Source organism: Advenella sp. S44 (genome assembly GCF_002810445.1).
In the GTDB taxonomy this organism is placed as follows: Bacteria; Pseudomonadota; Gammaproteobacteria; order Burkholderiales; family Burkholderiaceae_B; genus Advenella.
This window is the reverse complement of record NZ_NEXS01000003.1, coordinates 1,133,758-1,155,717: the sequence shown is the minus strand read 5'-3', so window position 1 is coordinate 1,155,717 and position 21,960 is coordinate 1,133,758. Positions and strand designations below refer to the sequence as shown.

The following is a 21,960-nucleotide window of genomic DNA, read 5'->3' as shown; positions in this document are numbered from 1 at the left end:
TGCTGGACGGGTTCCGCATCTGTCGCAGCAGGATACCCACATGAGTCTGTCCATTTTATTCACCCCTGAACGCAGCAGGATCCCGATATGAATGTCCTGGATTTGTTCCGTGCTGGCCAGCGGCATCCGCGTCCGCGTTGCCTTGACGAGCGCTTCAACGCCTGGCGCACCTTGCCGCGTGCCGACGGCAAGCAAAACATTCGAGACAGCCGAATCGTTGTGCTGGATGTGGAAACCAGCGGTCTGGATCTGAAAAAAGACACGCTGATTGCCATTGGCGCGGTGGCCATAGAACAGGGACGTATCATGCTTGACGACGCCTTCGAGATCGTCTTGCGACAGCAGCAGTCCAGCAGCAAAAGCAATATTCTGGTCCACGGCATTGCCGGCGCAAAGCAGCGCAGCGGCATAGACCCGGCCGAAGCCCTTATGCAGTTTCTTGAATACATCGGCGCGGCACCGCTAGTCGCCTTCCATGTCGCGTTTGATCAGACCATGCTGGAAAAAAGCCTGAAAACATGGCTGCAGGCCGATCTGCAACAAAGACTATGGATAGACCTGGCCTATCTGGCCCCGGCTCTGTTGCGCGAGCAAGCGCTCAATTACCGGACCCTGGATGACTGGACACATCTATTCAATATACGGAATCATCACCGTCACCATGCGGTCTCCGATGCGCTGGCCAGCGCCGAACTGTTCCTGTGCCTGAATAAAAAATGCGAGCAACAAGGATGGCTCACACTCAACCGTCTAGCCACGGCCGAAAGGCATTACCGACAACTCATCGGGCGATAGGAAACAGATAAGCCGAGATAGAAAACAGATAAGCCGAAAAAAATCCCGGTCGGTGCGAGCACCGCCGGGATCACGATATCAAAGGGTCAACACCGGCACCCACAGGCCATTGATGCCACCTTAGCCCGCCTTATGCAGCCTTAGGCCGCCTGGGATGTTTCATCAAATGCCGCCAGACGAAGCCTGGATAGGCCAGCACTACGTAAAGACACGCAGCAATCGCATAGAATTCCCAGTTTTTCTGGGACGGATTCGCATAATTGGCTTCGATGGCGCACCCGACGGCACCGACAACGAAATAGCCAGCCAGCACCTCCAGTAAGCGCGTACTGATATGCTTGACCGGCACTGACGGACTCACCATGGTGCCCGGCGTATACACCGTCAGACCGAGCAACAAAACACCGGCTAGCATATAGGGCAGATTGCCTGCCTGTGTCGCTAACAGCCAGCAACCGGCGGCAATCGCCGCGTATGAAACAAAGGCGCGCAGCAGATAAAACCAGAATGGTTTTTCGACCTCGCCCGCTTGTTGCCATGGTGTAAAGACAAACGCCCTTTCCGTCAGAAACGGCACCATGGCGAAAACAAAGGCGAGAACAATGAAAATCCAGATGGATTCAGAAGGATACATAAAGGCGCAACCGTCAGAATTTAAGTGAAGCGTCGATGACCTGTACACAAAGGGTCATCAACCCGCCAGGCAAAACACCCAGCACAATAATCAGCAGACCGTTCACGGACATTACGCCGCTGCGGAATGACCATGAGGTATCAGGCGCAGGAACATCCTGAACCGGCTCGTCAAAGTACACCGCCTTGACCACGCGAATGTAATAGAACGCGCCAATCAGCGAACACACCACGGCATAAACAGCCAGCCATACATGCCCTGCGGACACAACCGCCTGCAGCACAACCAGTTTGGCATGAAAGCCTACCAGCGGCGGAATACCGGCCAGCGAGAACATCAACAACAGCATGCCAAAAGCCATCAGAGGGCTGCGCTGGTTCAGGCCTTTAAGGTCATCAATCTGCTCGCACTCGAAACCCTTGCGGCTCATGAGTAGCACCAGACCGAAGCTGGCCAGCGTAGTCAGGACATAGGTCACGATATAAAAGAGCGCCGATGCATAAGCGCCGCTGATGACCGAGCCGTTGGCGGCTACACCAGAGAGCAATCCGAGCAGGACAAAGCCGACATGCGAAATGGTCGAATACGCCAGCATACGCTTGAAATTGGTCTGCATGATCGCGGTCAGATTACCGATGGCCAGCGACAGCACGGCCAGAATAATGAGCATTGGCTGCCAGCTTAAAGCCACCCCATTGAGGCCCTCGATCAGCAGGCGTAGCGTGATAGCCAGCGCGGCCAGCTTGGGGGCGGCGCCGATAGTCAACGTAATCGCCGTCGGCGCACCCTGATATACGTCGGGAACCCACATGTGAAATGGCACGGCACCCAGCTTGAATGCCAAGCCGGCCACAACAAACACAGTGCCAAGCACCAGCGTCATCTCACCGGCCTCGCCATTGCGAATAACCTGCATAACGCCAGCCAGATCCACATGGCCCGTTGCACCGTACACCATTGAAATACCATAAAGCATGAAACCCGATGCCAGTGCACCCAGGACAAAATATTTCATGGCCGATTCGGTCGCGCTCAGCGAGTCACGGCGCAGTGCAACCAGCGTGTACAAGGCCAGGGACATCAATTCCAGGCCCAGGTAAATGGTCAGCATGCTGCTGGCCGAAATCATGACCATCTGGCCCAGGAGCGCGCACAGCGTGAGCGGATACAGCTCTCCGGACTTGGACATATCACGATCCACCACATACTGACGGCTATAGATCAGTGTGACCAGGACTGCCAGATACGAGGCGATCTTCAACAGGTGCGCCAGGGGATCGGCTACATACATGCCGTAAAAAGTGATGCCGCCAATACCGCTATTCCACTGAATCAGTGATACCACTGTCAGAATGATCAGCGCGCACAGAGAAAACACATAGGTGGTTTTGCGTGTGGCTTCGCGACTGAATGCATCGTAAACCAGAATGCCCATGGCCATGATCACCAGAATGATTTCAGGCGCTGCAAGTGCAAAATTAAATTGATTTTCCATGATGACTCAGTCTTACAGTTTAGAAACGGCCACGTGATCCAGCAAATGCTGAACAGACACGTGCATAACGTCGGTAAAGAGTTTCGGGTAGATACCCATTACCAGCACGAAGATCGCCAAAACGGCCAGCAATGCATATTCGCGGCAATTGACGTCCTTCATCTGCTTTACCGCTTCATTGGTGATTTCGCCGTACGCAACGCGCTTGAGCATCCACAATGAATACGATGCACCCAGAATCAGGGCCGTTGCCGTAAGCAGGCCGATCCAGAAATTATGCTCGACCGCACCCAGGATGACGAAAAATTCACCGACAAATCCGCTGGTCGCCGGCAGGCCGCTATTGGCCATGGAGAACAGCACGAAGAACGTCACGAATTTGGGCATGCTATTGACCACGCCACCATAATCGGCAATGCGGCGGGTATGCAGCCGATCATACAGTACCCCGATACACAGGAACATGGCGCCCGACACAAAGCCGTGCGAGATCATCTGAATAATCGCGCCTTCCATCCCAGTCGTATTGAACAGGAAAAAGCCCAGTGTCACAAAACCCATGTGTGCGACCGATGAATAGGCCACCAGTTTTTTCATGTCGTCCTGCACGATTGCCACCAGGCCGATATAAATCACGGCGATCAGAGACAGGGCAATCATCATGCCTGCCATACTGTGCGAGGCATCCGGCGCAATTGGCAGGGAAAAACGCAGAAAGCCGTAGGCGCCGAGCTTGAGCATGATGGCCGCCAGCACGATAGACCCGCCCGTGGGCGCTTCCACGTGAGCATCGGGCAACCAGGTATGCACCGGCCACATCGGCACTTTCACAGCAAAGGCAGCCAACAACGCAAAGAAAATCAGCAGTTGGGGCGTATAACCCAGCTTGGCCTGCTGCCAGACCTGAATATCAAACGAACCGGTCTGCGTATACAGGTAGATGAACGCGATCAGCGTCAGCAGAGAACCCAGCAGCGTATACAGGAAGAACTTGAACGCGGCATAGACGCGGTTCGGTCCGCCCCACACACCGATGATAATGTACATCGGGATCAGGGTGGCTTCGAAAAACAGGTAGAACAACAGGCCGTCCAGCGCAGCGAACACGCCAACCATCAGACCGGACAGAATCAGGAACGCTGCCATGTACTGGGCAACGCGCTTGGTAATCACTTCCCAGCCAGCCAGTACAACAATGACGGTGATAAAGGAAGTGAGCAGCACCAGCCACATCGAAATACCGTCAACTCCCAGATGGTAGGTAGCAGAGAACGCGTCAATCCAGGGCGTGTTTTCGACAAACTGCATTTGTGCCGTTGAGCCGTCAAAACCAAAGTAAACCGGCAGCGTGACCAGGAAGCTGATTACGGAACCAAAAAGAGCCAGCTTGCGGGTGAAATCGGCGCGTTCGTCACTGCCCATGATCAGAACCAGAATGCCGGCAACGATCGGCACAAAAATTGCCAGGGACAGCCAGGGTAAGGTAGAAGTCATTTCGCCCATCTTAAAGTACCAGCACAAATATTGAAATGAAGGCAATCACGCCTACGATCATAGCAAATGCATAATGGTAAATGTAACCAGACTGCAAATGACGGCTGATGGCAGCCACCAGCCCGACCAGGCGGGTACTGCCCGATACCAGACCACCGTCGATCACACCCTTGTCGCCGACATTCCAGAACAGCGTACCCAGACCGCGAGCGCCACGCGCAAAGATGTTTTCATTGACCCAGTCCACATAGTATTTGTTCTCCAGGATCCGATTGACACCGGACAACGAACCGTATACCCGGGCAGGCAACGCCGGATTGACCAGATAGCAGTACCAGGCAACCACCAGTCCGGCAATCATCAGCCAGAACGGGACCGTGGTGAAAGCATGAAGACCATACGCAACCCAGCCGTGGAACTCATGTGCCAGTTCCTGCATGGCCGGATGCGCTTCGGAAACCGTGATGACGCCCTTGAAGAAGTCGCCGAACAGCAGAGGATCAATCACCCAGGCGCCAACCACAACGGATGGGATCGCCAACAGCACCAGCGGCAATGTCACAACCCATGGCGACTCATGCGGTGTGCCGCCATGGTGGTCATCATGACCGTGCGCATCGTCTTTATGCGTATCGTGCGCCGCGGCATCAGCGTGGCCATGATGCGCATGGTCATCGGTATTGAATCTGGGTTTGCCGTGAAATACCAGGAAGTAAACACGGAACGAATACAGTGACGTGACAAACACGCCGATCAGCGTTGCCCAATAGGCGAACCCGCTACCCCATACCGTTGCGGCACCGGCAGCCTCGATAATATGTTCCTTGGAATAGAAGCCGGCAAAGAACGGCGTGCCCACCAGGGACAAGGTGCCGATCAGGAAGGTAATCCACGTAATCGGCATAAATTTGCGCAGGCCACCCATATTGCGGATGTCCTGGTCATGGTGCATGCCGATAATCACGGAACCGGCCCCCAAAAACAGCAGTGCCTTGAAAAACGCGTGCGTCATCAGGTGGAAAATGGCGATCGGATAAGCCGATGCACCCAGGGCCACCGTCATATAACCCAACTGGGATAGCGTTGAATAGGCAACCACCCGTTTGATGTCGTTCTGAATAATCCCCAGAATACCCAGAAACAAGGCGCCGATACTACCGATCACAATCACAAATGAAAGCGCGGTGGGAGACAGCTCAAACAAGGGCGAGAAACGCGCGACCATGAAGATCCCGGCCGTCACCATCGTTGCCGCGTGAATCAGGGCAGAAATGGGCGTCGGGCCTTCCATGGAATCGGGCAGCCAGGCATGCAACGGCACCTGGGCCGATTTACCCATGGCGCCAATAAACAGGCAGATACACGCAACGGTGATCAGATGCCAGTCGGTGCCAGGAAAGGCTGTGGCAGCCAGCTTGTCGGACTGCGCAAAAACATCAGCGTAGTTCAGCGAGCCGGTATACGCGAACAGCAGCGCAATACCCAGTACAAAGCCGAAATCGCCGACGCGGTTGATCAGGAACGCCTTCATGTTGGCAAAAATCGCGGTCGGCCGCGTGTACCAGAAACCAATCAGCAAGTACGAGACCAGGCCCACCGCTTCCCAGCCAAAAAACAGCTGGAGCATGTTGTTGGCCATGACCAGCATCAACATGGAGAACGTAAATAGCGAGATATAAGAGAAGAAACGCTGGTAGCCAGGATCATCAACCATGTAGCCGATGGTATAGATGTGAACCATCAGCGACACGGAAGTGACCACAACCATCATGAGCGCAGTCAGCCCGTCAACCAGAAAGCCGACCTCGGCTACGCGGGTGCCTATCAGGCTCCATGTATAGACCGTATCGTTATAATAAGCCGCGTTGAACGCAACCTGATACAGGACATAGGCCGAACCAAAGAAAGACACGGCCACCAGTATGATCGTAATGATGTGCGAAGCACGACGACTGACCGACCGTCCCACAAAGCCGGTTCCAAACAGACCGGTAATGATCGCGCCCAACAAGGGAGCCAGCGCAATCACCAGAAGCAGCGAAGATGATAAGGAGTTGTTCATTCCGGATCCTTACCCTTTCAAACGACCGATGTCGTCCACGTTGATTGAATTGATTTTACGGAACAGCATCACAAGAATCGCCAGACCGATAGCCGCTTCGGCAGCGGCCACCGTAAGGATGAAAAATACGAATATCTGTCCGGCTGTATCAGGCATGCCATCGGCACCCGGCATCCAGCTGGAAAAAGCCACGAAGTTGATATTGACGGCCAGCAGCATAAGCTCGATCGACATGAGCAGGCTGATCAGATTGCGACGGTTCAGGAAAATACCAAAAACCCCCATGGCAAACATGATTGCGCCAAGGATCAAATAATGAGCGAGTGATATGGTCATTGGCCTTCCCCTACTGGTTTGACACCCTGTTCATTCGCCGTCGGCACTTCCGTTTGTGACGGGATATTGATCATTTTGAGACGATCAGATGCCTTGACGCCAAGTTGCTGATCGGATGTAACGTACTTGCGGTTGCGACGTTCGCGCAGGGTTAGCGCGATCGCCGCGACCATGCCCACCAGCAGCGTCATCGCGCCGATCTGGATCGCATAGGAGTATTCGGAATACAGTGCAATACCCAGTTCACGGGTGTTGTTGTATTCGGCCGGCATGGAAAGGGACGGACCCGAGCCTAGGTACATATTACCCAGTACAAACGCAATTTCCAGCACCATAACGCCACCGACAACCAGCCCCAGCGGCAGATAGGTCTTAAAGCCCGAGCGCAGATTGGTCGGCGTAATGTCGATCATCATGACCACAAAAAGGAACAGCACCATCACTGCGCCCACGTAGACCAGGACCAGCAACAGCGACAGAAATTCTGCACCCAACAACATCCATAGCATGGACGCCGTGAAAAAAGTCAGTATCAGATGCAGCACCGCTGTCACCGGGCTGTTTGCAGTAATGACCCGCGCACCTGCAATGATCAGGATAACGGCCAGAATATAAAAGAGAACAGTTGTAAACATGGTTATCTTCTCACTTGCCTTTATCGGTACGGGGCATCGGCTTCGCGACGCGCAGCGATCTCGGATTCATACTTGTCCCCTACTGCGAGCAGCATATCCTTGGTGAAATACAGATCTCCCCGCTTCTCACCGTGGTACTCGTGAATATGCGTCTCGACAATGGAGTCGACCGGGCAGCTTTCTTCGCAGAAACCGCAAAAAATGCACTTAGCCAAATCCACGTCGTAGCGTGTGGTGCGGCGGGTACCGTCGTCACGCTCTTCCGACTCGATGGTGATCGCCAGCGCCGGACACACTGCCTCGCACAATTTACAGGCAATGCAACGCTCTTCCCCATTGGGATAGCGACGCAGCGCATGCAATCCGCGAAACCGCGGGGAAGCCGGCGTTTTCTCGTAAGGGTATTGCAACGTAATCTTGCGTTTGAAGAAGTACTTGCCCGTCAGACTCATGCCTTTTAGCAATTCAGTCAGTAACAGGCTGCCAAAAAAATCTTTAATTGCACTCATGTCTCTGTCAGCCTATTTCCAGATATTAAAGGGCGTCTGCATCCAGATCGCGACAATCAGCAGCCAGACCCCGGTGAGCGGAATGAATACTTTCCAGCCCAGGCGCATGATCTGATCATAGCGGTAGCGGGGAAAGGAAGCGCGGAACCAGATGAACAGCGACACCACGAAAAACGTTTTCAAGCTCAGCCACAACCAGCCGGGGACCCACGTAAAGGGCACGATATCCAGCGGGGCAGCCCAGCCGCCCAGGAACATCACCGCCGCAATTGCAGACAACAAAATCATGTTGGCGTATTCGGCCAGGAAGAACAGCGCAAAGCCCATGCCCGAATATTCCACCATATGGCCGGCCACGATCTCGGACTCGCCCTCGACCACGTCAAACGGGTGACGGTTGGTTTCGGCTACCGCAGAAATGACATAAATAACAAACAACGGCAACAGAGGCAGCCAATTCCAGGACATGAAATTGACGCCATGGGAGGCGAACCAGCCTCGCAACTGCCCTTCGACAATGCCGTTCATGTTCAATGTGCCTGACACCAGCAATACGGTAACCAGCACGAAGCCGATAGCCAGTTCATAAGAGACCATTTGTGCCGATGCACGCATGGCGCCAAGGAACGCGTACTTGGAGTTGGATGCCCAGCCGGCAATAATCACGCCATACACGCCGATAGAGGTGATCGCCATGAGATACAGCAAGCCGGCATTGACATTGGCCAACACGACTTCGGGCCCGAAAGGCACGACAGCCCAGGCCGCCAGCGCCGGGATCAGAATCAGCACCGGCGCGATAAAATACAGGACCTTGTTGGCCTGTGCCGGCACGATCACTTCTTTTGTCAGCAGCTTGAGCACATCGGCGAACGGCTGCAACATGCCACCGGGGCCGACGCGATTGGGACCACGCCGTACGTGCATGTAACCAATCATGCGACGCTCCCACAAGGTCAGGAAAGCCACGCAAAGGATGATGGGCAACGCGATGACGACAATCATGAGCAACGTCCAGAGGACGAGCCATGCCACCGGACCGAGCAAATCTGTTCCCCAAACATTGACTGCCTTGACGCCGTCGGTAAACCAGGACCAGATATCCATCACAGTTTCTCCACGATTACATTACCGAAAGCACTGCCAAGTGCGGCAGTTTGCGCAAAACCCTGAGCGATACGAACGGTATTGTCCGCCAGGCGATCGTCCAGCTTCGCCTGGATCTGGATATCGTTGCCGTTACCGGCCCGCACACGAACGGTGTCGCCACTTTGCACGCCCAGACGCGCAAGCGTTGCCCCGTTCAGGCTGGCAACGGGGGCCGCGCTGGCCGGCGCCAGTTGCAGGGAATGCGCACGGCGCACAATGGCATCGGTCCGATAGATGGGCAGATCGGCCACACGCTGCAATGCGCCTTCGCTTACCGGCGATGTTACCGGTTCACTGGCCGCCACTGTTACGCGGTTTGACAATTTTGAGGTAAAGCCATTGAGCAGGACACTGTCGCGCACCGACTCGGAGGTCTCGTCTTCAAAGTCGGTCAGTTTCAGGATATTGCCCAGCACCCGCAACACTTTCCAGGCAGGACGACTGTGGCCAAGGCCGGCGACCACGCCCTTGAAGCTTTGCGCACGCCCTTCGGCGCTGACAAAGGTACCGGAAGTTTCGGTAAATGGCGCAACCGGCAGCATGATACGCGCCCAGTTTTCTGCGGCCGATTTATATGAGGTCAACGCAATGGAGAACGCGCCGGCCAGCATTTTTTCAGCCTTCTCGCCATCGTCCATATCCAGCGTCGGCTCCGCGTGCAGAACCAGATACGCTTTTAGCGGATTGTCCATCATCTTGACCACATTCATGCCGTCTTCGGTCGCCACGGCGCCGGCCAGATAACCGCCCACCGTATTGGCGCCGGCAGTCAGAAAGCCCAGTGTGCCGTTGGCGCGCTGTGCGATGGCCTGTGCCTGCACGGCCAGTTGCGAGGCTTGTGGGCTGGCCACGGCCATATTGCCCAAAAACACTGCCGTCTTGCTGCCAGAGGCCAGAATGGCGGCAACGTCGGCCGGCTTCAGGTCCTGGTCGGCCGACGACTGGGCTTGCGACTCGTCCTGGCCGGCAGCATTACCGGCTGCCGCGATCCGCGCAACAAAGCTGTGCAACTGGTCAGGCGCAACGGTAATTCGTTTGGCGGTAGGAATCAGGGGGTCGTCGCCCGTCGTATCGATAATGACGATTTGCGTCCCCTGCTTTGCCGCCTGGCGCAGCCGCTGGGCAAACAGCGGGTGATCCTTACGCAGCACTGAGCCGATAACAAGCACGCGATCGAGCGTGTTCAATTCGGCAATGGGCATGCCCAGCCACGGGGCTCCTTGCAGCGCATGTTCAAAGCCGGCGTCGGTCTGACGCAAACGAAAATCAATATGCTGTGAACCCAGGCCACGCGTAAGCCGAGCCAGCAACGCCAGCTCCTCGACCGTGGAGTATTCAGTGGCAAGCGCGCCGATCTGGCCATCGCCATGAGTCTGATTGATGCGCTCGAGCACCTGCGCCGCAGCCGTCAGCGCCTCGTTCCAGGACGCCTCGCGCCATACGCCGTCGTCGCCCTTGATCATCGGTGTTTTCAAGCGATCGTCAACGTTCAGTCCTTCGTAGGACCAGCGATCCTTGTCGCTAATCCAGCATTCGTTGATATCTTCTTGTTCAAACGGTACGACGCGCATAACGGAGTCGCCCTTGACCTGTACAACCAAGTTGGTGCCGACACTATCGTGTGCGCTGATTGAGCGGCGTCGCGCCAGCTCCCAGGTCCGTGCCGTATAACGGAACGGCTTGGACGTAAGCGCACCGACCGGACACAAATCAATCATATTGCCGGACAATTCAGACTCGATGGCGCTGCCAACGAAAGTCTGGATTTCCGCATGTTCGCCACGATTGAGCATGCCCAGTTCCATGATACCGGCCACTTCCTGCCCGAAACGAACACATCGTGTGCAATGGATGCAACGGGTCATTTCCTCGGCTGACACCAGCGGGCCGACATCCTTGTGAAAGACAACCCGTTTTTCTTCGCGGTAGCGCGATTCACTACTGCCGTAGCCGACCGCCAGGTCCTGCAATTGGCATTCGCCGCCCTGGTCACAGATGGGGCAATCCAATGGATGGTTGATCAGCAAAAATTCCATGACGCTTTTCTGCGCCGCAACGGCCTTAGCCGAGCAGGTGTGCACGATCATGCCCTGCGTAACAGGCGTCGCACATGCTGGAAGCGCCTTGGGGGCTTTCTCGACTTCGACCAGGCACATACGACAGTTGGCCGCGATGGACAGCTTCTTGTGATAACAGAAATGCGGAACGTACAGGCCCAGTTCGCTGGCCGCATGCATAACCATGCTGCCTTCGGGCACTGATACGGGTTTTCCGTCTATGGTAAGTTCAACCATGCTTTGACCTACAGATATTGAGGAACCACACATTGCTTATGCTCAATGTGGTATGCGAATTCATCGCGATAATGCTTCAAAAACCCGCGAACCGGCATTGCCGCCGCGTCGCCCAGCGCACAAATGGTGCGGCCCATGATATTGCCGGCAATGGTGTCGAGCAGATCCAGGTCTTCCTGACGTCCCTGCCCGTGTTCAATGCGGTTAACCATGCGGTAAAGCCAACCGGTTCCTTCCCGGCACGGCGTACACTGGCCACAGCTCTCTTCGAAATAGAAATAGGACAGCCGCAGCAGAGATTTGACCATGCAGCGGGTTTCGTCCATGACAATGACCGCGCCCGAACCCAGCATGGAGCCGGCCTTGGCAATAGCGTCATAATCCATGGTGCAATCCATCATGATATCGGCTGGCAATACCGGTGCACTGGAGCCGCCCGGAATCACGGCCTTGAGCTGACGCCCTTCGCGCATACCGCCAGCCAATTCCAGCAGCTTGGAAAACGGCGTACCCAGTGGAATTTCATAGTTGCCGGGACGCTCGACGTCGCCGGTGATGGAAAACAGCTTGGTGCCGCCATTATTGGGCAGGCCGATGTCCAGATACTGCTGGCCACCATTGCGGATGATCCAGGGGACGGCTGCAAATGTTTCGGTATTGTTAATGGTCGTCGGCTTGCCATACAGACCAAAGCTGGCCGGAAACGGCGGCTTGAATCGAGGCTGTCCTTTCTTGCCTTCCAGCGATTCGAGCAACGCCGTCTCTTCACCGCAGATATAGGCGCCGTAACCATGATGGGCATGCAGCTGGAACGAGAAATCAGACCCGAGAATGTCATCGCCTAGAAAGCCTGCAGCTCGCGCCTCTTCCAGCGCCTCTTCAAAGCGCTCATAAATTTCGAAAATCTCACCGTGGATATAGTTGTAGCCTACCGTGATGCCCATGGCATAGGCGGCAATGGCCATCCCCTCGATGACGATATGCGGATTGGAACGCAGGATATCGCGATCCTTGAACGTGCCCGGTTCACCTTCATCGGAATTGCAAACCAAATACTTCTGGCCCGGAAAATTACGGGGCATGAAGCTCCACTTCAGGCCGGTCGGAAACCCGGCGCCGCCACGGCCACGCAAGCCAGAGGCCTTGACTTCGGCAATGACATCTTCCTGGCTCATGCCTGTGGTCAGAATCTTGCGCAGCGCCTCATATCCGCCACGCTTGACGTAGTCTTGCAGGCGCCAGTTCTCGCCATCAAGATCGGCCATGATTTGTGGCTGGATATGACGGCCGTGTAGCGCCATGGAGGCACTCAGATCGCCCGAAGGGTTAGTATCCAGTCCCTGTGAGTACTTGCTCAGAATGATACTCATGCGGCATCTCCCTGTTGGGCAAGCTCGGACAGCATAGCGTCGATTTTTTCTGTCGACATACGTACACACATATGGTGGTTGTTCACAATCAGAACGGGCGAGTCGCCGCAAGCGCCCATGCACTCGCCTTCCTGCAGCGTGAACAGGCCGTCGGGCGTGGTTTCTCCCAGCTCGATACCCAGCTTCTGCTTCAGATACTCGGCGGTTTTCTCACCATCGCGCAAGGCACAGGGCAGATTGGTGCACACACTAATCTTGAACCGGCCCGCCGGCTTGGTGTTGAACATGTTGTAAAAGGTGGCGACTTCCTGAACCGCTATCGGCTCCACGCCGATATAGCGCGCCACATCGGCAATAATTTCTGCCGATACCCAGCCTTTTTCCACCTGCGCAATGCGCAGGGCCGACATAATGGCGGACTGACGCTGATCGGCCGGATATTTGGCCAGCTCTTTGTCTATCCTTGTATACGCCTGTTGAGAAAGCAACATTTTTTAATCCAGTAATCCGCTGCGGTCAGCGGTCAATTTCACCAAACACGATATCCTGAGTACCGATAATCGTGACAGCATCGGCCAGCATATGACCGCGGGACATTTCGTCCAGTGATTGAAGGTGTACAAACCCAGGTGGACGAATTTTCAGGCGATACGGTTTGTTCGCCCCGTCAGACACCAGGTAAATGCCGAACTCTCCTTTCGGATGTTCGACCGCAGAATACACTTCGCCTGCAGGTACCGGAAAACCTTCGGTAAACAGTTTGAAGTGATGGATCAGCTCTTCCATATTGGATTTCATGCTGGTCCGATTCGGCGGTGTGATCTTGTGGTTATCGTTGATAACCGGTCCGGGGTTATTACGCAGCCAATGCACGCATTGAGAAATAATGCGGTTACTTTCCCGCATCTCTGCAATACGCACCAGATAACGGTCATAACAATCGCCGTTAGTACCCACCGGGATATCAAACTCCAGGCGATCATAAACTTCATAGGGCTGCATGCGACGCAAATCCCAGCTTATGCCCGAGCCACGCAGCATCGGACCGGTAAAGCCCAGCGCCATGGCGCGATCGGGATCGACAACGCCGATACCAACCAGGCGTTGCTTCCAGATACGATTATCGGTCAGCAATGTTTCGTATTCATCGACACACTTAGGGAATCTCTCGGTAAACGCTTCGATGAAATCGAGCAGAGAACCGTCACGATTCTCGTTAAATTGCTTGATTTCACGCTTGCTTCGATACTTGGATTCCATCTTATGCTGCGGCATGCTATCGGGCAGATCGCGATATACGCCACCCGGACGATAATAAGCAGCATGCATGCGCGCACCCGAAACCGCCTCATAGCAGTCCATCAGGTCTTCACGTTCACGGAAAGCGTACAGCATGGCCGCCATGGCGCCCACGTCAAGCCCGTGCGTGCCAACACTCATGAGGTGGTTCAGCAGGCGGGTGATTTCATCGAACATGACGCGGATGTATTGCGCGCGCAACGGCACTTCAATACCCAGCAGTTTCTCGATGGCCATCACGTAGGCATGCTCATTACACATCATGGAGACGTAATCGAGACGGTCCATGTAGGGCAAGGCCTGCAAATAGGTCTTGTGCTCGGCCAGTTTTTCGGTGGCGCGATGCAGCAGACCGATATGTGGGTCGGCGCGCTGAATAACCTCGCCACTCAGTTCCAGGATAAGACGCAATACGCCGTGCGCAGCAGGATGCTGGGGGCCAAAGTTAAGCGTGTAGTTCTTGATTTCTGCCATATTAACGTCCTACTCCGTAGCCTTCCTCGCGGATCACGCGTGGTGTAATTTCGCGCGGCTCGATGGTGACGGGCTGATAGATCACGCGCTGGGAAGCCTCGTCGTAACGCATTTCCACATAGCCGGACAACGGGAAATCCTTGCGGAACGGATGGCCAATAAAACCATAATCGGTCAGGATACGGCGCAAGTCGGGATGCCCTTCAAAAACGATGCCATAAAGGTCGAATGCCTCCCGCTCAAACCAGTTGACCGCAGGCCAGACGTCGATCAGCGAGGCAATCACGGGAAACTCGTCATTCGGAACCCATGTTCGGACGCGCAGGCGCCAGTTGTGCGTCAGTGACAGCAATTGCACGGCAACCGCAAAGCGGGTTGGAAAAGTACGTGTCGCATGCACACCGGGCTGGCCGTAGGTCAGGTAATCGACCCCGCACAAGTCAATACAGGACTCGAAGCGCAAAGCGGCGTCATCGCGCAGGAACCGACAGGTATCTATCCATTTTTCGGCTGGAATTTCCAGGTTAAGCTCGCCATAGGCGCTAGTCAGCACGAACGACTCATGGTCGCCGAACTGTTCACGCAGGGCTTGTTCCAAGGTTTCTAAACGGGTCATAACATTGACGCTTTTACAAAAAGAGGTGCGGCCAGAGGCCAGTTACGCTTCGCGTGCGATGGTATTGGTGCGACGAATCTTGTTCTGCAACTGCAGCAGGCCGTATACCAGGGCCTCTGCCGTGGGCGGACAGCCCGGCACATAGATATCGACAGGGACGATACGATCACAGCCACGCACGACGGAATACGAATAGTGGTAGTATCCACCACCGTTGGCACAGGATCCCATGGAAACGACCCAGCGAGGCTCGGCCATCTGGTCGTAAACCTTGCGCAGCGGCGGCGCCATTTTATTACAGAGAGTGCCGGCAACAATCATCACGTCGGACTGCCGGGGGCTGGGTCGGAAAATAATACCAAACTGGTCCAGGTCATAGCGCGACGCACCGGCATGCATCATTTCGACCGCACAACAGGCCAGACCGAAAGTGACAGGCCACATGGAGCCGGTTTTCACCCAGTTGAGCACGGCATCGGTTGATGTAACCAGAAAGCCCTGCTTGTTCAATACGTTTTGTTCAGAAGACATAATGACATACACGTCAGGGAAAAATTAATCCCAGTCCAGTGCACCTTTTTTCCATTCATAAATAAACCCGACAGTAAGCACTGTCAGGAACACGATGACCGTCCAGAATCCGACCAGACCGACCTGCCCATTGGCGATGGCCCAGGGAAACAGGAATGCAATTTCCAGGTCGAACAGAATAAACAGGATAGCCACCAGATAATAACGAACATCAAAGCGCATACGCGCGTCTTCGAAGGCCTCGAAACCACACTCGTAAGGTGAATCTTTTTCGGCACCGGGCTGACGCGGTCCTAGGAATGATCCCATGGCCAGCAATGCAACACCAATGATGCCTGCAACCACAATAAAAAGGAGGACCGGGAAGTATTCAGCGATAGACATAATACGCCGCCACAAAGGTTGAATATGAAAATTTATAAACTTTTAGATTGTATCATTTCATAAACATCCGCGCGCGGATTCATCCGGTTAAAAACAGATAATTAGGCTGGTGCAGACACCTTGATACAACATTTGCCCAATGAGCTGAACCACAGCTTAACAGATTGATCTTTCAAGCAAAATTGCGGACACGATGATCAAAAAATAACCGGAGATATTGAGCCGTAACAACATCAGACAACCGATTACCATCGCCCTGCCCGCCCCTGCAACCACTCATTAGCTGTTGCGCAGCAAATGAGGGGAGAATCGCCACATTGGCATCAAAAACCTGAGGCGGTTTGCGCTTGACCACGCCCTGCCTGACGGCGCTCCGCCTGACACACAGCATAGGCCCGCGCATCACTTACGTCAATCATGATAGCAGATCGAAGACCAGGAAAAACCCCATCGACAACCCAAATAGAAACTGGACAGAAAAGCAACAGCCAGGATGAATTCACAATCAACAGGAAAACCAGATGTGAAAGAACTTGTGGCCCCCCCCCGACCAGAGGCCACACCAGATGGCGTTACAGATGGCTGCAGCGCCCCTGCGATGATCACGTTTATCGCACGCAAAAAAAAACCACCCCGAAGGGTGGTTTTTCTCTGCTCTATGAAAACATCGCTAAGCGATGCATTTCATTAGAAGCGGTGTTGCATACCTACACCAACCAGAGTTGATTTCAGTTTAACTTTCTCGTTTACTTCGCTGTCATTGAACTTCAGTTTGCCAGTACCGTAAGATGCGACTGCATACAGGCTGGTGCGTTTAGACAGGTCGTGTACATAACCCAGGCTGAAGATGTGCAGCTTGCCTTTTACACCGTCGAATGCTTCGCCAGTGTTTTTGGACTTGTTGCCTTGGTAAGAGAACAGTACTTTACCATCATCACCAACGGGTGCAGTCAGACCAGCCATCCAAGACTGTTGACGATAGCCGTTAGTTTGCGTGTAGTCGAGCATGTCGTTAGCACGCATGCCGGCAGTGAAGTCAGCCAGCGCGCCGTTCAGGCCCACGCTACCAACACCAGCATCAGCAACAACGTCGTTTGCTACAGAACCACGGATCTGACCGTAGCCCAAGTGCAGTTTGACAACTTCGAAGTCATACGCACCAAAGATATTCCACATGTGTGTTGTACCTTTGAGATCGCCTTCTGTACCACGTACATCTGTACGGAAGCGGTCATACGAACCAGCTACAGAGATCGGGCCATTGTAGTATGCCAGACCAGCGGTGATCCAGTTGGAAGTATCGCGCTCTTCGAAATCATTACCCAAGTAATCTTCTGATGTGGTTTTTGTGTTTTTACCAGCATAACCAACAGCAGCTTTGAAACCTGCGAAATCAGGTGTCATGTACTTGATGGAGTTGTCCATACGGGCAGATGGTGAAGAACCGAAAGCACCGTCAACAACACCAGCTTGGAAGAAGCTTGTACCGAATGGATCGATTGGAGAGATGAAATCATCAGCAACGTTGTACTGACGACCCAGAGTCAATGTACCCCAGCTGTCACCAGTCAAACCAACGATGGCTTTACGACCGAACAGGCGGCCACCTTGTGAAGAATGACCGTTACCCAGATCAAAGCCACTTTCCAGTTGGAAAATTGCGCTAGTACCGTTACCCAGATCTTCAGTACCTTTCAGGCCCCAACGGTTGCCGTTCTTAACGCCGTTGATCAGACCGATATCGCGTGTTTTTGTGAAAGCATCACCCTGAGTGACTTTGGTTTGGTTGTAACCAATACCAGCATCAACCAGACCATACAGCGTTACAGAAGTTTCTGCGTGAGCTACACCAGCGAAGCCGGTAACCAGAGCTGCAGCAAGCAAAGTCTTTTTCATTTGTTAAATCTCCGTAGATTTTGAGTGATCAGAGCAGCGATCAAGACGTTATGTTCTACCGCTCTATAAAACTCCGCGAAGGGAAGTTGTAGTTATTGCACCAAATTTTGATCCATCTGGCTACCTTGATCTGCATCAAGAACCGTTTTTTTTGCTTTTTTGTAGGTTGCATGCAACAAAACCACAATTTAAACGGCAAACAACGACTGGAAAATCAAAAGAAAGTCGCGTTTAAGCTAGAAATTACTTTAAGTTGGCGATTCCCAAGGAAATCAGGCACCTACAGCCTTGCTGAGTTTTTACCAGGTGACAATTAAGCGTTCGCGTTGCGAAAACTCCACAGTCACACTTAGGTTAACAGATACGCCGGCAATGTGTTGCAAATTTCATACATATTGTTGTATATATGCAAATATCACGGGTGCCTCGGGCCGTCCGCAAGCCTGACGGCAATAAACAAAAGCCTCCCGACGGGAGGCATAGATTGAGCATTTTGCGTGCCGGCATCAAGCCTGGCGCACGCGTCAAACGATTAATCAACCAGTTTGACAGTTCCTTTCATCATTGAACTGTGTCCCGGGAAGGAGCAAAAGAAGACATCATCGCCGGTCAGCTTATCGACAGGAACTTTCACCGAATCGGACTCACCGCCACCAACCAGCTTGGTGTGCGCAATAACCCGCTCATCGCCCTCTTTCACATAATCGCTGTCGGCACCCGCTGCAATGCCGTCGGTTTCCGCAGCTGCCATATCAGCAGACTTGGTGATGACTATATTGTGCCCCATTGCCGCTTTCGGCAATTGACCGGTATGCTTCAGATTGATCGTGAATTCCTCGCACGATTTACTGACCGTGATTTCCTTGGTGTTAAATTGCATTGCATCCGTGGCCTCAACATCGACCTCGCATTCAGCAGCCATAACGGGCAGTGAAGCTGCAGACAATGCCATTGCAGCCAACGCGTGTTTCAATTTTAACTTAAAAGCCATTATGTACTCCCTGGGTTAATGAAATTGATTATGCCCCATTACTATACCACTTCGTTTTTAGGGCTGCATCGATATCCCCACCAGCATTGATTAGCATCAATCATCTTGCCGTATCATCGGCTTTCAGGCGCAGTCAGCCATATAACGGTCGCAGCAAACGCATTACCCAAACTCATTGCCCGTTAGCCGGCCCGGGAACGGCGTACCTATCCATTCCGTCATCAGCATAACGACCAACGCAAGTGCTTGGCGCCCCAGCTTTTTATGCGCCGCAACTCAGTGCGCGCGAAAGCGGAAAGCCAGAAAGAAAGTACCCTTAACACCTACCGAACCACCCATACAGGGCGCACAGCAAAAAGCCCTTGCTCTGAAAAAAAGCAAGGGCTTGATGACTACGGAATACGGATTAACATTTACAGTTGGTGCTCACGGCGAGACTCGAACTCGCACAGCTCTCGCCACTACCCCCTCAAGATAGCGTGTCTACCAATTCCACCACGTGAGCATCTGCAAAGACAGAAGATTATAACACTATTTATTTATAAACGCTTACTGTTTTGTTTCCGTATTTGCGTTTGGCTGCGAAGCAGGCGCTGCAGGTGTTGTATTTTCGACAGCAGGCGCATCGGTGGAAGGCGCTTTTTCAGTTGCAGGCGCATCAGTGGCCGGTGCCTCACCAGCTGCTGGTGCTGCCGGCGTTGCATCTGTCGCGTCCGGCTCGGCCGGAGTAGATGGCGCTGGTGCTGCAGGCGCTTCAGATGGCGCCGGAGCAACCGGCAGATCCGCAGACGGCTGGGGCGCCGCCGGGGCCGGCGTACTTGATGAAGGCGCAGGAGCCTCGTAGCCCTGCATCACACCACCACCTGATTCGGGGCCGGCGCTGCGACCCGAATTGCTGCCAATATAGGCCAGACCCAGTGTGCAGGCGAAAAAGAGAATTGACACCCATTTTGTCACGCGCGAGAAAAAGTTCGCTGCACCGGTGGAGCCAAAAAGGCTCCCGGCAGAACCGCCACCAAAGGATGAACCCATATCAGCGCCCTTGCCCTGCTGCAACAGCACCAGGACAATAACTGCCAACGCAGACAGCACCTGCACGACAGCCAGTAAAGGGGATATAAACGATGGCATTAAATATTACTCCAAAAAATTCCGTATAAGGGAATCACCAGGCCGCTATGCGTTGGCAATACCCTGAAAATCGGTGGCAACCAGTGAAGCACCGCCCACCAGCGCACCGTCAATGTCTTCGTTGGCAAACAGGCTTGCAGCGTTGGCCGCCTTGACGCTGCCGCCATACAGTATGCGTTGCTCGGGGGCCCCGGCCTGGGCCAGCAACTTGCGAATATGCGCGTGCACTTCCTGAGCCTGCTCCGGCGAAGCCGTCAATCCCGTACCAATGGCCCAGACGGGCTCGTAAGCCAGAACCATTTTCTTGAGCGCATCGGCGCCAAGCGCCAGCACCGGCTCGAGCTGGCTACTGATAACCTGCAGCGTATTGCCAGCTTCGCGCTCGGATTGCGTTTCGCCAACACATACCACCGGCGTCAGCCCTCCGGAAATTGCTGCGGCGGCCTTGCGCGCAACGGTATCACTGCTCTCGCCATGATACGCACGTCGCTCGGAATGGCCCACGATTGCCCATTTGCAACCGAACTCTGCCAGCATGGCAACGGAGACTTCTCCGGTATACGCTCCCTTATCATGCTCGCTGACGTCCTGCCCGCCCCAGCCGATACTACTCTGTCCAAGCAAGTCGGCCACCTGTTGCAGGTAAGGAAAAGGCGCGCATACAGCCAGCTCTGCCGCAGCCTCATTGACCGCAGCGGCATTCTGCAATTTGACCAGATCCGAAAGCAGTTGCTGGTTTTCAGCCTTGCTGCCATTCATTTTCCAGTTCCCAATAACCAGACGCCGACGCACACTCATATTTTCCTCGGAAAAAAGGGATTTTAACAAAACCAGAGATTATAACCTTTTCATTTCTAAAAGGAAACTTAAAATGTCAAAACGATCTTGCCGATGTTCTCGCCCTTTTCCATCATGGCATGAGCGTCGCTCGCCTGCGCCAGCGGGAAAGTGGCATGAATGACGGGACGGATTTTGCCCGAAGCCAGCAATGGCCAGACTTTTTCCTGCAGCGCCTGCGCGATTTGTGTCTTAAACTCGACACTGCGCGGGCGCAACGTGGAGCCGGTAATGGTCAGACGCCGCCGCATCACTTGTACCGTATCTATCGTGGCCTTGCTTCCACCCAACTGGGCAATAATCACAATCCGGCCATCATCGGCCAGACACTGGATATTGCGATTGATATATTCGCCCGAAACCATATCCAGCACGACATCAACACCCTTGCCATCAGTCAGTTTTTTGATTTCTTCAACAAAATCCTGGGTCTTGTAGTTGATGGCCTTGGTCGCGCCTAATGCCTCTACCGCAGCTGCGCGCTCATCACTTCCCACCGTCACAAAAACCTGATGTCCGAGCGCGCGCGCAATTTGAATCGCTGTCGTACCGATACCACTGGCGCCACCATGGACCAGCAACACCTCATCGTCGGACAGAGCGCCACGGTCAAAGACATTGGTCCAGACGGTAAAGAAGGTTTCTGGCAGCGCAGCGGCTTGCACATCACTGAAGCCTTCCGGGATGGGCAGGCAATTGCCGGCAGGCGCGACACAAAATTGCGCGTAACCACCGCCTGGCGTTAGCGCACAAACGCGATCACCGATTTTCAATGAAGTACCACTGACGTCACCCTCTACAATCTCACCGGCCACTTCCAGCCCCGGCAGGTCAGAAGCGCCCGGCGGCGGTGGGTAGGAACCCTTGCGCTGGAATACATCCGGTCGGTTGATGCCGGCGGCTGTAACGCGAATCAGGACGTCTCCCTTTTTTAACGCGGGCTTCTCGCGCTCCACCAGCTTTAACACTTCGGGTCCGCCAGGGGTTGAAATCTCAACTGCCTTCATTTGTCTCTCCTGCAAAAATAA

The 21,960-nt window shown here is 54.1% G+C and carries 21 protein-coding genes and 1 tRNA gene; 1 reads left to right on the top strand and 21 read right to left on the bottom strand.

The features are described from left to right. The first annotated feature begins 87 nt into the window (after positions 1 to 87). Complete coding sequence (locus CAP48_RS09405; RefSeq protein ID WP_100695841.1) at positions 88 to 795, top strand: PolC-type DNA polymerase III; 708 nt, start codon at positions 88 to 90, stop codon at positions 793 to 795. A gap of 130 nt (positions 796 to 925) precedes the next feature. Here the strand turns inward: CAP48_RS09405 and CAP48_RS09400 are convergent, their stop codons facing one another. From CAP48_RS09400 to CAP48_RS09295, 21 genes are all read right to left on the bottom strand, one after another. Further along, the gene (locus CAP48_RS09400) at positions 926 to 1,429 is read right to left on the bottom strand and encodes a DUF2818 family protein (protein ID WP_100695839.1); all 504 of its coding nucleotides are present in this window, start codon (positions 1,427 to 1,429) and stop codon (positions 926 to 928) included. 13 nt (positions 1,430 to 1,442) lie between these two features. Beyond that, entirely contained in the window at positions 1,443 to 2,927 is a 1,485-nt protein-coding gene (gene nuoN / locus CAP48_RS09395) for an NADH-quinone oxidoreductase subunit NuoN (protein WP_100695837.1), read from the bottom strand. Positions 2,928 to 2,936: 9 nt separating this feature from the next. Continuing rightward, positions 2,937 to 4,418, bottom strand: coding sequence for an NADH-quinone oxidoreductase subunit M (locus CAP48_RS09390; protein WP_100696752.1), 1,482 nt, complete (start codon positions 4,416 to 4,418; stop codon positions 2,937 to 2,939). 10 nt (positions 4,419 to 4,428) lie between these two features. Next, positions 4,429 to 6,480, bottom strand: coding sequence for an NADH-quinone oxidoreductase subunit L (gene nuoL / locus CAP48_RS09385; protein ID WP_100695835.1), 2,052 nt, complete (start codon positions 6,478 to 6,480; stop codon positions 4,429 to 4,431). Between the two features lie 9 nt (positions 6,481 to 6,489). Next, the gene (gene nuoK / locus CAP48_RS09380) at positions 6,490 to 6,816 is read right to left on the bottom strand and encodes an NADH-quinone oxidoreductase subunit NuoK (protein ID WP_025373168.1); all 327 of its coding nucleotides are present in this window, start codon (positions 6,814 to 6,816) and stop codon (positions 6,490 to 6,492) included. Beyond that, complete coding sequence (locus CAP48_RS09375; RefSeq protein ID WP_100695833.1) at positions 6,813 to 7,451, bottom strand: NADH-quinone oxidoreductase subunit J; 639 nt, start codon at positions 7,449 to 7,451, stop codon at positions 6,813 to 6,815. Before CAP48_RS09375 ends, nuoK begins: the two co-directional genes overlap by 4 nt. Before the next feature lie 20 nt (positions 7,452 to 7,471). After that, positions 7,472 to 7,960: an NADH-quinone oxidoreductase subunit NuoI gene (gene nuoI / locus CAP48_RS09370; RefSeq protein WP_100695831.1), complete on the bottom strand. Its 489-nt coding sequence runs from the start codon at positions 7,958 to 7,960 to the stop codon at positions 7,472 to 7,474. Positions 7,961 to 7,972: 12 nt separating this feature from the next. Further along, positions 7,973 to 9,067, bottom strand: a complete 1,095-nt coding sequence (nuoH, locus tag CAP48_RS09365) for an NADH-quinone oxidoreductase subunit NuoH (RefSeq protein WP_100695829.1) — start codon at positions 9,065 to 9,067, stop codon at positions 7,973 to 7,975. Further along, the gene (gene nuoG / locus CAP48_RS09360; RefSeq protein WP_100695827.1) at positions 9,067 to 11,403 is read right to left on the bottom strand and encodes an NADH-quinone oxidoreductase subunit NuoG; all 2,337 of its coding nucleotides are present in this window, start codon (positions 11,401 to 11,403) and stop codon (positions 9,067 to 9,069) included. The genes nuoH and nuoG overlap by 1 nt, the downstream gene beginning before the upstream one ends. An 8-nt stretch (positions 11,404 to 11,411) precedes the next feature. Then, positions 11,412 to 12,773 (bottom strand): NADH-quinone oxidoreductase subunit NuoF, encoded by a 1,362-nt coding sequence (gene nuoF / locus CAP48_RS09355; RefSeq protein ID WP_100695825.1) that lies wholly within the window; start codon positions 12,771 to 12,773, stop codon positions 11,412 to 11,414. After that, positions 12,770 to 13,264, bottom strand: coding sequence for an NADH-quinone oxidoreductase subunit NuoE (gene nuoE, locus CAP48_RS09350; RefSeq protein ID WP_100695823.1), 495 nt, complete (start codon positions 13,262 to 13,264; stop codon positions 12,770 to 12,772). The genes nuoF and nuoE overlap by 4 nt, the downstream gene beginning before the upstream one ends. Positions 13,265 to 13,289: 25 nt before the next feature. After that, entirely contained in the window at positions 13,290 to 14,546 is a 1,257-nt protein-coding gene (locus CAP48_RS09345; RefSeq protein WP_100695821.1) for an NADH-quinone oxidoreductase subunit D, read from the bottom strand. A 1-nt stretch (position 14,547) separates the two neighbouring features. Continuing rightward, positions 14,548 to 15,162 (bottom strand): NADH-quinone oxidoreductase subunit C, encoded by a 615-nt coding sequence (locus CAP48_RS09340; protein ID WP_100695817.1) that lies wholly within the window; start codon positions 15,160 to 15,162, stop codon positions 14,548 to 14,550. Positions 15,163 to 15,204: 42 nt separating this feature from the next. After that, on the bottom strand, positions 15,205 to 15,693 hold the full coding sequence (locus CAP48_RS09335; protein ID WP_014750293.1) for an NADH-quinone oxidoreductase subunit B family protein: 489 nt from the start codon (positions 15,691 to 15,693) through the stop codon (positions 15,205 to 15,207). Between the two features lie 24 nt (positions 15,694 to 15,717). After that, positions 15,718 to 16,077, bottom strand: coding sequence for an NADH-quinone oxidoreductase subunit A (locus CAP48_RS09330; protein WP_100695815.1), 360 nt, complete (start codon positions 16,075 to 16,077; stop codon positions 15,718 to 15,720). 687 nt (positions 16,078 to 16,764) lie between these two features. Beyond that, on the bottom strand, positions 16,765 to 17,973 hold the full coding sequence (locus CAP48_RS09320) for a porin (RefSeq protein ID WP_100695811.1): 1,209 nt from the start codon (positions 17,971 to 17,973) through the stop codon (positions 16,765 to 16,767). A 532-nt stretch (positions 17,974 to 18,505) separates the two neighbouring features. Further along, on the bottom strand, positions 18,506 to 18,964 hold the full coding sequence (gene azu, locus CAP48_RS09315) for an azurin (protein WP_100695809.1): 459 nt from the start codon (positions 18,962 to 18,964) through the stop codon (positions 18,506 to 18,508). A gap of 420 nt (positions 18,965 to 19,384) precedes the next feature. Further along, positions 19,385 to 19,469, bottom strand: a tRNA-Leu gene (locus CAP48_RS09310). Positions 19,470 to 19,513: 44 nt separating this feature from the next. Further along, the gene (gene secG / locus CAP48_RS09305; RefSeq protein ID WP_100695807.1) at positions 19,514 to 20,095 is read right to left on the bottom strand and encodes a preprotein translocase subunit SecG; all 582 of its coding nucleotides are present in this window, start codon (positions 20,093 to 20,095) and stop codon (positions 19,514 to 19,516) included. Positions 20,096 to 20,140: 45 nt separating this feature from the next. After that, a complete protein-coding gene (gene tpiA / locus CAP48_RS09300) occupies positions 20,141 to 20,893 on the bottom strand; it encodes a triose-phosphate isomerase (RefSeq protein WP_100695805.1) in 753 nt (250 codons plus the stop codon). A 68-nt stretch (positions 20,894 to 20,961) separates the two neighbouring features. Next, positions 20,962 to 21,939: an NAD(P)H-quinone oxidoreductase gene (locus tag CAP48_RS09295; protein ID WP_100695803.1), complete on the bottom strand. Its 978-nt coding sequence runs from the start codon at positions 21,937 to 21,939 to the stop codon at positions 20,962 to 20,964. Positions 21,940 to 21,960: the final 21 nt, after the last annotated feature.